Raw genomic sequence first — 12,568 nt, forward strand, 5'->3', positions numbered from 1 at the left:
TCCTGCCGGTCGTGCAGCCTGCTGCTGCGAAGGCTGATCTTGCGGTATCGGCGCGCAGCCGACGGCGCCCTGACCCCCGATGGGATATTGACCGGGTGGACAGCCACCCTCGGCATACACAGTGCCCGCGAGGATCAACCCAGCGATGCATACAATCAATCGAATTTTCTTAATCATAGGCCTCAGATGAATCATGTAATGCGGCTTCCGTTATTAGCATTACCCCTGGAGCCGGTTCCTTCAGATTGCTGCGACCTCGGTTCTCCCTGCGAGGTTGTACGGATTACGGAATCGGGAGTCAGCGAATCGCTTTTCGCAATTTGAGGCGGAACATAAGACCCCGGCGGCTGCCCCTGCGGCCCCGGCGAAGACGCAGTCGCAGGGCCGAAGGCCGTGTAGGTCATGAACGTGCCCATGTTGCCTTGCCAGACCGCCGCCGCGATCGTGGGGACGGTGACGATCAGCACCGTCATCAGCAACCCGATCCCTCCCTGCTGCAAGGCCTGGGACGACAGGCCTTCGGCATTCGCCAACGGAATGAACTTCATCGCCCAGTACGCCGCCGCCACCTTGGCGGTGAACTTCAAGACCATCGCCGACACCACCGACAGCATGGACATCGAGAACAGGGTGCCGATCACGTAGAACAGCCACTTCCGGAACAGGTCCTTGGTCTGGTCGAACATCAGGAAGAAGATGAAGATCGGGCCGATGCCCACCAGGAATGCCATGGTGAACTTGAACAGCAGCAACATCGCGCCCGCCGCCATGGGCGGGCTGGCCGTGCCGAAGCTGGCCAGCAGCATCGAGCGCCCCTTCTTCTCGATCGATTCTGGATCGTTGGCGTCCACACGCACCGCGTCGAGCGCTGACAAGGCCAGCTGCGTGTACTTCAGGTTGTCGTCGATCGATTCGGCCGCGCTGCTGGTGTCGTCTCCGGTGAACAACCCGTGGATCTCCATGTCCAGGTTGTCCGTCATCGCCTTGTGCAACGCCGCGCCGTTTGCACCCAGGGTCGACGCGATCATCAGGATCACCGCCACCTTGGCCGCCTTGACCATCGTCGCCATCGCCGATTCGCGCGACTGCCCGGTGACGATGCGGTAGCCCTGGATCAGGATCCAGAACGTGGTCGCCGTCAACGCGATCACGCTCACCCAATGCATCGCGCGGCGCATCAGTTCAAGGCCGAACTCGGCGATCTCGTTGGTGAAGTAGTTGTTCACCAACCGGAAGAACAGGAAGTCGCCCAGATTGGCGTCCGCCAACGGCTGCATCCAGTGCGTGGCGGTGTCGAAGAATCCGTTCATGCTGCGTGCCTACCCGATGTCCCGTGCTGTGTTGGAGTTGCCGGTGCCATCACTTGGACAGCGCCCCAGCGAGCACGCCCGCCTGGATCACCTGCCCCAGGATGTTGTTCTTGTTGCCATCCAGCGCCCGCCGCGCCAATCGCGACTGGTCGTCCTTGAGCGCCACGATGTAGGTGTCGTAGGCCTTCATCTGCGCCTGCCAGTAATCCAGGTCCATGGCGTTCTGCGCCACGAAGCGCCGCACCTCGTTGTCGTTGGCGGCCAGCGCGCCCTGGCTGGTCCCAATGCCGTCGCGCTGCGACTGCACCTGCTTGAACTGCTCGTTGCGCTGGATCAGGCGCTTGAGCATGCGCACCGTCTCGTTGTACTGGGCGTTCTTGGCCATCACGATGCGCGCACAGACCTTCATCTGCTCGTCGACCGCGCTACCGTTCATGTCCGGGGCCAGCGCCTTGAACTGGTTCATCAATCCGGCGATGCCGCTCTGGCTCGCGCCGGGGCAGCTGTCCTCCAGCCCGTAGTCCTGGGGACGCTCTGGAAAGTTGTCGGCCATGGTGGAGTCGCCGAACTGCAGCCGCTGGAGCTTGATGAGTTGCTGCTGGTAGTGCTCCAACTGCATCTGGTACTGCTTGATCGTCTCGCCCCAGCGTTTGGCCTGCTCGGCGTATTCCTGCAACGCCTTGGCCATCGACATCGGGTCGTTGACGATCCAGGTGGCATTGGCGGGTCCGGCAGCCAGGAAGGCGGCGAGCGCGACGCCTGCGAACAGGCGCGACAAGCGGGGGCGACGGGTCGAGGAGTGGGTCATGGGCGATCTCGGCAAGTCTCGTGCGATACAGGGCGCAGCGACGGTTTCCAGCTGCTGCGCGTGGGCGGCAGAGGCCGACGGACAGCCGTCGGCGGCAGCAGCGGAGCCACTGGGTGGTCGGATTGGGGAACCTGCTGCGGCCATAGTCCTTTATGAGCAGATGAGGCAGGGTGCGGCGGACTCTTGCATGAAGTGCATTCCACTTCCACCGTTCCATGCGGCCCCGTAGGGAAGCGCATTCAGCGAAGCCAGGCACGCCAATGGTTTCGCCGATCGGGGTAGGAAAACTCCGACATTTCGTCGCGGCATGTCCCGAGCCAGCCAGCGACGCTGTCACCGTCCGTTTTGCGCAGCCAGGTCCGCGCCGGCCCGCCCAGGCCGACCGCGGTGCGCCAGCTCAGTCGTCGGCCAGCCGGGCCCAGCGCTCGTGGTCGCGCCACACCCCGCCGATGCGCAGGTAGCGTGGCGAATAGCCTTCGCGGCGGAAGCCGGCGCGCTGCGCCAGCGCCAGCGAGCGGGTGTTGTCCGGCTGGATGTTGGCTTCCACCCGGTGCAGGCCCAGTTCGGCGAAGGCGTAGGCCACGCACAGGCGCAGCGCATGCGTCATCAGTCCGCGACCTTCGCAGCCGGCCATGGCGTGGTAGCCGAGGTAGGCGCTCTGGAAGCAGCCGCCGACCACCTGGCTGAAGGTGAACAGACCGGCGAGCGCGCCGCTGCTGCGTTCGCGCGCCAGCAACGCGATGTTGCTGCCGTCCAGGGTCTGCGCGTACCAGGCCTCGAAGCCGGGCACGTCGGTGAACGGGTAGGTCCACGGGTGATGCAGGGCGACGCTGGCGCGGTGCGCCTGGATCAGCGCGATGCCGTCGCGGCGCCGCACTCGCGCCAGCGACACGGCCTCCTGCGCAGCCTGGCCGGCGTTCTGGCCCATGGCCTCAAGCCGGAGCCGCCGCGCCGTCGTCGCGACGCATGACCTGGGCATGGCGCGTCTTGAACTCCTCGAAGCTCAGGCCCTGCGCCTGCGCATCGGCCTGCGCGGCGTCCTTCAGCGCGTCCGAGTACATCAGCCGCACCGGCGTGCCGGCGCGCTCGTGCAGTTCCGCCGCCTGCATGATCAGCGAGAGCACCTGCGCGGCGCTCTCGCTCTGCCCGGCGATGCGCCCGTCCATGCCCAGCACCCACTCGCCGTCGCGGCGCACGATGCCGGCCAGCAAGGTGCGCTGCTGGTCGCGCAGTTCCGCATGCGGTTCGATGGGCGCGGCCGGCGCGGCGCCCTCGGCGCGGTGGCGCAGGCGCTCGGCCAGCTTCTTGCGCAGGTCGCGGCGCGGCTTGGACTGGATGGACATGCGGTTTCCTCAACGATGACCCGACGACGATAGCCCAACCGCGGCGATGCTCACAGCGGGTCGGCCGGTTCCAGCCGCGGCACCTGCGCATCCGGCCGCGGCAGGCGCTTGCCGCTGCGCCGCTCCCAGCGCCAGAAACCCCAGCCGAGCAGGAAGAACGCGCCCGAGCCCAGCGCCAGGTGCAGGGCGTGGCCGCTGAGCAGCGGCGACAGCACCCCGGCCACCAGCACGGTGACCATCAACTGGGTGAAGGCCTGCAGCGAGGAGGCCAGCCCGCGCTGGCGCGGGTACATGTCCAGCACCGCCAGCGCCAGGATCGGGAAGATCAGCGCGGTGCCCAGGCCGGCGAAGAAGATCGGCAGCACCGCCCACGGCAGCGCGATCGCCGGCGCCAGCGCGGTATAGGCGATGTTGCCGGCCATCGACAGGCCGCAGCAGACGAAGCCGAAGCGCACCTGGCGCATCGGCCCCAGTCGCCCGGCCATGCGCCCGGACAGGAACGCGCCCAGGGTCATGCCGCCGATGGTGGGCAGGAACAGCCAGGCGAAGTCGCGCTCGGTCTTGCCCAGCAGGTCGATCATGAACACCGGCGCCGAGGCGATGTACAGGAACACCCCGCCGAAATTGAACGCGCCGGCCGCGGCCAGCCGCTGGAAACGCGGATTCAGCGCGATGCCGATGTAGTCGCGCAGCAGCGTGCGCGGCGCCAGCGGCGTGCGCGCCTGCGGCGGATGCGTCTCCGGCATCCAGCGCAGGGTCGCCACCAGCAACAGCGAGGAGAAGCCGACCAGGAACCAGAAGATCGTCGGCCAGCCGCGGCCGCTGCCCAGGATCCAGCCACCGATGACCGGCGCAATCGCCGGGGCGATGCCGAAGATCATCGACACCTGGCTCATCAGCCGCTGCGCATCGTCGCCGTGGAACAGGTCGCGGATCACCGCGCGGCCGACGATCATGCCGACGCCGGCCGACACGCCTTGCAGCGCGCGGAACACCAGCAGGGTCGGCAGGTCGCGCGACAGCGCGCAACCGGCCGAGGCCAGGATGAACACGACCAGCCCGGCCACGATCACCCGCCGCCGCCCCAGCGCGTCGGACAGCGGCCCGTGCGCCAGGCCCATCAGCGCGTAGGCCAGCAGGTACACGCTCACCGTCTGCTGGATCGCCACCGGATCGGCATGCAGGCGCTGCGCCAGCTGCGGGAACGCCGGGAAGATGGTGTCGATGGAGAACGGGCCGAACATCGCCAGCCCGGCCAGCAACAGGGCCATGCGGCGTGTGGACACGGACGGGAGCGTCATGGGGACATCATCCTGAAAAGTCGGCCGCGGCGGCCGCAGGACGGGCGCACGCGCGGCGACGCCGTCCGGCATGGACGGGCGCGAGAAAAGGGAGTGCGGCCATGATACGCGCTGCGGCCGCAGGCGCGCATCCGCCGCGGCTTGCCCATTCAGGCTGGCGTGGGTGCGCGCGGCCCGCCGTGGGCGCCGCCGGCCACGTTATAATCGCGGCGCAGCAAGGTGGGAGAAGCGGGGCGACCCGCTGCCGAAGGCGCAAACGCCCGTAATCGCTCAGGCCCGATACCACCCGCACCAAGACTCTGGAGAGACCGGTCAAACCCGGCGCCGAAGGGGCACGAAGCGCAGCGCCAGCCGCCGCTTCCAAACTCTCAGGCAAAAGGACAGAGGGGCATTGGGAAGACGCGTGCTTCCCGTCGATCGTGCCCGCCGCTGCGGCCCGACGACGGCCTTGCGCGCGTCCCCGTCTCCTCGTGCCTTCCTCAGCCGGACGACTGCCATGTCTCACACCTCTTCGCTGCGCGACCTCGAACACCACTCGGCCTTCATCGAGCGCCACATCGGCCCGAACGACGCCGAGATCGCGCACATGCTGCGCACCGTCGGCCACGACTCGCTGGAGGCGATGACCGACGCCATCGTGCCCGGCAACATCAAGTCGCCCGCCGCGCTGGCGCTGCCCGACGCCATCACCGAGGAGGAGGCGCTGGCCAAGATCCGCGCCATCGCCGACAAGAACACCGTGTTCCGCAGCTTCATCGGCCAGGGTTACTACGGCACCCACACGCCGAAGGTGATCCTGCGCAACATCCTCGAGAACCCGGCCTGGTACACCGCCTACACCCCGTACCAGGCGGAGATCTCGCAGGGCCGCATGGAAGCGCTGATCAACTTCCAGACCATGTGCGCCGACCTCACCGGCATGGAGATCGCCAACGCCTCGCTGCTGGACGAAGCCACCGCCTCGGCCGAGGCGATGACCCTGGCCAAGCGCTCGGCCAAGTCCAAGTCCGACACCTTCTTCGTGCACGACGCGGTGCATCCGCAGACCCTGGAACTGCTGCGCACCCGCGCCGAGCCGCTGGGCATCGTGCTGCGCGTGGGCACGCCGGAGGAAGCGCTGCAGGCCGAGTGCTTCGGCGTGCTGCTGCAGTATCCGGACAGCTTCGGCCACATCGGGGATCACCAGGCGCTGGCCGACGCGGTGCATGCGCAAGGCGGCCTGGTCGCGGTCGCCACCGACCTGCTCGCGCTGACCCTGATCGCTGCGCCCGGCGAATGGGGCGCGGACATCGTCGTCGGCAACTCGCAGCGCTTCGGCGTGCCGTTCGGCTTCGGCGGCCCGCATGCCGCGTTCATGGCCTGCCGCGACGCCTACAAGCGCTCGATGCCGGGCCGCCTGATCGGCGTGTCGATCGACGCCGCCGGCAACGCCGCCTACCGCCTCACCCTGCAGACCCGCGAGCAGCACATCCGCCGCGAGAAGGCCACCTCCAACATCTGCACCGCACAGGTGCTGCTGGCGGTGATGGCCTCGATGTACGCGGTGTACCACGGCCCCGAGGGCCTGGTGCGCATCGCCCGCCGCACCCACCGCCTGGCCGCGATCCTGGCCGCGGCGCTGCGCGGCGCCGGCGTCGCCGTCGGCGAGCGCTTCTTCGACACCCTGCACGTCACCGGCATCGACGCCGAGGCCATCCACGCCAAGGCGCGCGCGGCCGGCATCAACCTGCGCGCGATCGACAGCACCGCGCTGGGCATCAGCCTGGACGAGACCGCCACCCGCGCCGACGTGGTCGCGCTGGCGCAACTGTTCGGCGCCCAGGCCGACGTGGACGCGCTCGACGCCGCCACCGCCGACGCGCTGCCGCCGCAGTTGCTGCGCCACAGCGCGTTCCTGCAGCACCCGGTGTTCAACACCCACCACAGCGAGCACGAACTGCTGCGCTACATGCGTGCGCTGGCCGACAAGGACCTGGCGATGGATCGCACCATGATCCCGCTGGGCAGCTGCACCATGAAGCTCAACGCCACCGCCGAGATGATCCCGGTGACCTGGCCGCAGTTCGGCGCGATCCATCCGCTGGCCCCGGCCGAGCAGAGCGTCGGCTACAAGCAGCTGATCGACGAGCTGGAAGCGATGCTGGTCGAGTGCACCGGCTACGACGCCGTCAGCCTGCAGCCCAACTCCGGCGCGCAGGGCGAGTACGCCGGCCTGCTGGCGATCCGCGCCTACCACCGCGCGCGCGGCGAAGGCCACCGCGACATCTGCCTGATCCCCGAATCGGCGCACGGCACCAACCCGGCCTCGGCGCAGATGTGCGGCATGACCGTGGTGGTGACCAAGTGCGACGGCAACGGCAACGTCGATGTCGCCGACATCCGCGCCAAGGCCGAGAAGTATTCCGAACGCCTGGCCGCGCTGATGATCACCTACCCGTCCACCCACGGCGTGTTCGAGGAAGACGTGGTGGCGATCTGCGAGGCGGTGCACGCGCACGGCGGCCAAGTCTACACCGACGGCGCCAACATGAACGCGCTGGTCGGCCTGGCCAAGCCCGGCAAGTGGGGCTCGGACGTGTCGCACCTGAACCTGCACAAGACCTTCTGCATCCCGCACGGCGGCGGCGGCCCCGGCGTCGGCCCGTGCGCGGTCAAGGCGCATCTGGCGCCGTACCTGCCGCGCACGCTCGGTGGCGACGGCGACGTCGGCATGGTTTCGGCGGCCAGCTTCGGCTCGGCCTCGATCCTGCCGATCAGCTGGATGTACATCACCATGATGGGCAACAGCGGGCTGCGCAAGGCCACCCAGGTGGCGCTGCTCAACGCCAACTACATCGCCAAGCGCCTGGCGCCCTACTACAAGACGCTGTACACCGGCCGCAACGGCCTGGTCGCGCACGAGTGCATCCTCGACGTGCGCCCGCTGGAGAAGACCAGCGGCATCGGCGCCGAGGACATCGCCAAGCGCCTGATCGACTTCGGCTTCCACGCGCCGACGCTGAGCTTCCCGGTCGCCGGCACGCTGATGGTGGAGCCGACCGAGAGCGAATCGCAGCACGAGCTGGACCGCTTCATCGACGCGATGATCCAGATCCGCGAGGAGATCGCCGCGATCGAGGACGGCCGCCTGGATCGCGAGGACAATCCGCTCAAGCACGCCCCGCACACCGCCGCGCAGGTCACCGCCAGCGAGTGGACCCACGCCTACCCGCGCGAGCTGGCCGCGTTCCCGCTGCCGACGCTGAAGCAGCAGAAGTACTGGCCGCCGGTGGCGCGCGTGGACAACGTGTACGGCGACAAGAACGTGATGTGCGCGTGCATCCCGGTGGATGCGTACAAGGAAGACGCGGTGGTCTGAGCCGCGTTACCGTTCGACGGTGTCTCCGAGACCCAGCCTCGTACGCGAGGCTGGGTTTTTTTATGCGTGCGCAGCACGCACACCCAGGTAGACAAGTGCGCGCGATGCAGCGCGTTGCACGGCTCGTTCACGCCGCGCCGCCCAGGATCGGGACTTCCGCCGCGCCCGCATCCTCACGCACCGGGCACCCCACCGCGACGCCTTCTTCCGCCACGCACCGGAGCGATCTTCCATGGCCAGCCGCAAGCGCACGCCCAGCGATTCCGCATCGTCCACCGCCCTCGCCTCCACCGCCGCGCCCGCCGACCAGCGCGGCCATGGCGACGAACTGCACCAGCAGGCCGGCGGCACGCATCCGCCGCTGACCACCAACCAGGGCATTCCGGTCGCCGACAACCAGAACTCGCTGCGCGCCACCCCGCGCGGACCGACGCTGCTGGAAGACTTCATCCTGCGCGAGAAGATCACCCACTTCGACCACGAGCGCATTCCCGAACGCATCGTGCACGCGCGCGGCAGCGCCGCACACGGCTACTTCGAATTGACCAAGTCGCTGGCCAAGTACACCACCGCCGCGCTGCTGACCGAGGTCGGGGTGAAGACGCCGGTGTTCACCCGCTTCTCCACCGTCGCCGGCGGCGCCGGCTCGGTGGACACGCCACGCGACGTGCGCGGCTTCGCGGTCAAGTTCTACACCAAGGAAGGCAACTGGGACCTGGTGGGCAACAACATCCCGGTGTTCTTCATCCAGGACGCGCTGAAGTTCCCCGACCTGATCCACGCGGTGAAGATGGAGCCGGACCGCGGCTTCCCGCAGGCGGCCAGCGCGCACGACACGTTCTGGGACTTCGTCTCGCTGATGCCCGAGTCGCTGCACATGATCATGTGGGCGATGAGCGACCGCACCATCCCGCGTTCGCTGCGCATGATGGAAGGCTTCGGCATCCATAGCTTCCGCCTGCTCGACGCGGAAGGCCGCAGCACCTTCGTCAAGTTCCACTGGCGGCCGAAGCTCGGCCTGCAGTCCACGATCTGGGACGAGGCGGTGAAGCTGGCCGGCGCCGACCCGGACTTCCACCGCCGCGACCTGTTCGAATCGATCGAACGCGGCGACTTCCCGGAATGGGAACTGGGCGTGCAGTTGTTCACCCAGGAACAGGCCGACGCCTTCCCGTTCGACCACCTGGACGCCACCAAGCTGATCCCGGAGGAACTGGTGCCGCTGCAGATCGTCGGGCGCATGGTGCTGGACCGCTGGCCGGACAACTTCTTCGCCGAGACCGAGCAGGTGGCGTACTGCCCGGCCAACATCGTGCCCGGCATCGACTTCTCCAACGACCCGCTGCTGCAGGGCCGCCTGTTCTCGTACCTGGACACCCAGCTCAGCCGCCTGGGCGGGCCCAACTTCCACCAGTTGCCGATCAACGCGCCGAAGTGCCCGTTCGCCAACATGCAGCGCGACGGCCACATGCAGATGGGCGTGCCCAAGGGCCGCGTCGCCTACGAACCCAGCTCGCTGCAGGCCGACAGCCCGCGCGAGACCGCGCGCGGCTTCGTCAGCCACCGCACCCAGCCCGACGACGGCGCCAAGGGCCGCGTGCGTGCCGAGAGCTTCGCCGACCACTACAGCCAGGCACGGATGTTCTACCGCAGCCAGACGCAGCCGGAACAGGCGCACGTGGCGTCGGCGCTGGTGTTCGAGCTGTCCAAGGTCGATACCGCGCACGTGCGCGAGGCCGTGGTCGGGCATCTGCGCCACGTCGATCCCAAGCTGGCGCAGCGTGTCGCCGATGGACTGGGCATGGATGCGTTGCCACCGGCACCGCCGGTGGCGATCGCACCGCAGGACCTGCCGCTGTCGCCGGCGCTGCAGTTGATCGGGCGGATGAAGCCCACCCTGCAGGGCCGCGCGATCGGCATCCTGATCGACGAGGGATCCGATGCGAAGGCCGTGCGCGACCTGCGCAAGGCCGCCACCGACGCCGGTGCCGCGGTCAAGATCGTCGCCCCCAAGCTCGGCGGCGCCGTCCTCAGCGACGGCAAGCGCCTGACCGCCGACGGCCAGCTGGCCGGCACGCCCTCGTTCGTGTTCGATGCGGTGGCGGTGGTGCTGTCGGCCGAGGCCGGCAAGCGGCTGAGCAAGGAGTCGGCGGCCATCGACTTCGTCAGCAATGCCTTCGCCCACCTCAAGGCGATCGCCGCCGACGCCGGCGCGCAACCGCTGCTGAAGGCCGGCAACGTGCAGAAGGATGCCGGGGTGGTCGAAGCCAGCGACAGCAAGGGCTTCATCAACGCCGCCAAGACCCGCCAGTGGAGCCGCGAACCGAAGCTGCGCCTGCTGGCCTGAGCGAGGCGGCGGTTTCCGCCATGGCGCCGCAGGGTTGGCGCCATGGCGATGCAGGTGAAGCTGGCCGGGCGCCGGCCTCACTTGCCAGCTCGCGAACCCCGGCCACACGCTGGCCGCGGCCCGGGATCTTCGGCACGTGGCGCCGCGATCGCCTCAGGACAGCCATGCCCTCGCCTAATGGTCGCGCCCGGGCGTTCTCCGGACTGCCGTGCCGCATAGGCACCGATACGACCGCGAGGCGATCGGCGCTCGTCGCCACCGCACCGGCCGCGCCCCGAATGTGCCCCCGCGGGGTCACGGCACAGGGTCAAAGGTCCGGCCCAATCGCGGCCGCAAAATCGCCTGGTCAATTTTTCGCCACCCCTCTTGACACTGTTGTGTCACGGGCCGGCATCGGCCTTATCCACAACCTTATGCAGAAGTCATCCACACCCCCTGTGGACAAGCCGCCGATGTCGCCCTCACCTCACCGGAACATCCAAGTCATTGATTCTTGATTAAAAAGCTTGTCACGGACTTGACAAGAAGCGGGCGGACCACTCCTGCGTGGCCGCCTGACTGCGACCGCGGGAAAAACTTATCCCGAGCCTGGGGGCGGCGTGTCTACAGCGGAGCAAGGTGAAGGGGGCGTGAAATCTTCACCTGTTCGCGACGGACGGTTGGCGCGGCGTCTCCCACTCGCGCCAGGCAGGCCGAACGCCCATGCCCCGGCGCGGGTGACCGCCTCGCGGGTTGTGCAATGCACCATGTTTTCCGCCCGTTCCGGCACCCTCGGGCGGGGCCGGGGTGGCCCGCCATGGGACACCCGGCCACACCACGGTCACGGCGTCAGGATCACCTTGCGGCAGTCCTGCTCCTTCTTGTCGAAGATCGAATACCCCTGCGCGGCCTCGGCCAGGCTCAGGCGGTGGGTGATGATCTCGTTGGGCCGCAGCCGGCCCTCGCCGATGTGCTCCAGCAGTTCGGGCATGAAGCGCTGCACATGGGTCTGGCCCATCTTGAAGCTCAGCCCCTTGTCGAAGGCGTCGCCGAACAGGAAGCCGTGGATGAAGCCGGCGTACACGCCCGGCACGCTGACGGTACCGCCGCGACGGGTGGCGGCAATACACTGGCGCAGCGCCGTGCCGCTGCTGCCTTCCAGCTTCAGCGTGGCCATCACCGTCTCCACCGTGCTGCCCTTGGCCTCGAAGCCGACCGCGTCGATGCTGGCGTCCACGCCACGCCCGTCGGTCTGGCCGACGATGATGTCGGCCGGATCGTCGATCTCCTCGAAGTTCAGCGGAATCACCCCGTAGGTGCGCTGGGCGAAGTCGAGCCGGTACGGATAGCGATCGACCATGAAGATCCGCTCGGCGCCGAGCATGCGGCAGCAGGCGGCGGTCATCAGCCCGACCGGGCCGGCGCCGAAGATCGCGACGGTACTGCCCTGACGCACGCCCGCGTTGACCGCGGCCTGGTAGCCGGTGGGCAGGATGTCGGACAGGAACAGCACCTGCTCGTCGTGCAACACGTCCGGCACCACCAACGGGCCGACATTGGCCTTGGGCACGCGCACGTACTCCGCCTGGCCACCGGCCACGCCGCCGTACAGATGGCTGTAGCCGAACAGTGCCGCCGGCGGGCGGATGCCCTTCTGGTTCAGCGCCGCGCCCTTGCCGGTGTTGGTGGTCTCGCAGGCGGCGTATTCGGTGAGGCGGCAATGGAAGCACTCGCCGCAGGCGATCACGAACGGGATCACCACGCGGTCGCCCTTCTTCACCCGCTGCACGTCCGAGCCGACTTCTTCCACCACACCCATGAACTCGTGCCCAAGCACATCGCCGGTGTGCAGGTCGGGGATCTTGCCGCGATACAGGTGCAGGTCCGAGCCGCAGATCGCGGTGGCGGTGACGCGCAGGATGATGTCGTCGGTTTCGACCAGCACCGGGTCGGGAACGGTTTCCACGCGCACGTCCCGGGTGCCGTGATAGGTCAGAGCTTGCATGGGTAGGTCCTTTCGTCTGCGAACACGTGCCCGCAGTGTCGCCGCCGATGCCGTGCATCGTCGGTGACCACGCCGTGAGTCCGATGTCGCGACCAGTGCCTGCGCGCATGGTCGCTG

The 12,568-nt window shown here is 68.2% G+C and carries 8 protein-coding genes and 1 riboswitch; of the genes, 2 read left to right on the forward strand and 6 right to left on the reverse strand.

Features of this window, described 5'->3' with window-relative positions; genetic code table 11:
* Positions 1 to 191: 191 nt before the first annotated feature.
* From AC1PMG_RS15960 to AC1PMG_RS15980, 5 genes are all read right to left on the reverse strand, one after another.
* Positions 192 to 1,310, reverse strand: a complete 1,119-nt coding sequence (locus AC1PMG_RS15960; RefSeq protein ID WP_481109533.1) for a type IV secretion system protein — start codon at positions 1,308 to 1,310, stop codon at positions 192 to 194.
* A 49-nt stretch (positions 1,311 to 1,359) separates the two neighbouring features.
* Complete coding sequence (locus AC1PMG_RS15965; protein WP_150411133.1) at positions 1,360 to 1,998, reverse strand: hypothetical protein; 639 nt, start codon at positions 1,996 to 1,998, stop codon at positions 1,360 to 1,362.
* Between the two features lie 517 nt (positions 1,999 to 2,515).
* Positions 2,516 to 3,046: a GNAT family N-acetyltransferase gene (locus AC1PMG_RS15970; protein WP_481109534.1), complete on the reverse strand. Its 531-nt coding sequence runs from the start codon at positions 3,044 to 3,046 to the stop codon at positions 2,516 to 2,518.
* A gap of 4 nt (positions 3,047 to 3,050) precedes the next feature.
* Positions 3,051 to 3,461, reverse strand: a complete 411-nt coding sequence (locus tag AC1PMG_RS15975) for a hypothetical protein (protein ID WP_481109535.1) — start codon at positions 3,459 to 3,461, stop codon at positions 3,051 to 3,053.
* Positions 3,462 to 3,511: 50 nt separating this feature from the next.
* Complete coding sequence (locus tag AC1PMG_RS15980) at positions 3,512 to 4,762, reverse strand: multidrug effflux MFS transporter (protein ID WP_267116810.1); 1,251 nt, start codon at positions 4,760 to 4,762, stop codon at positions 3,512 to 3,514.
* 289 nt (positions 4,763 to 5,051) lie between these two features.
* Positions 5,052 to 5,156, forward strand: a riboswitch (glycine riboswitch).
* 102 nt (positions 5,157 to 5,258) lie between these two features.
* On the opposite strand from AC1PMG_RS15980, the gene gcvP reads away from it, so the two are divergent.
* Both gcvP and AC1PMG_RS15990 read left to right on the forward strand, forming a co-directional pair.
* Positions 5,259 to 8,120, forward strand: coding sequence for an aminomethyl-transferring glycine dehydrogenase (gcvP, locus tag AC1PMG_RS15985; RefSeq protein ID WP_481109536.1), 2,862 nt, complete (start codon positions 5,259 to 5,261; stop codon positions 8,118 to 8,120).
* Positions 8,121 to 8,352: 232 nt separating this feature from the next.
* Positions 8,353 to 10,467, forward strand: coding sequence for a catalase (locus AC1PMG_RS15990; protein WP_481109537.1), 2,115 nt, complete (start codon positions 8,353 to 8,355; stop codon positions 10,465 to 10,467).
* An 820-nt stretch (positions 10,468 to 11,287) separates the two neighbouring features.
* On the opposite strand, the gene AC1PMG_RS15995 is transcribed toward AC1PMG_RS15990, so the two are convergent.
* Positions 11,288 to 12,451: a zinc-dependent alcohol dehydrogenase gene (locus AC1PMG_RS15995; RefSeq protein ID WP_342074443.1), complete on the reverse strand. Its 1,164-nt coding sequence runs from the start codon at positions 12,449 to 12,451 to the stop codon at positions 11,288 to 11,290.
* Between the last annotated feature and the right edge of the window lie 117 nt (positions 12,452 to 12,568).

The sequence above is a fragment of the Xanthomonas sp. NCPPB 2250 genome (assembly GCF_056725265.1).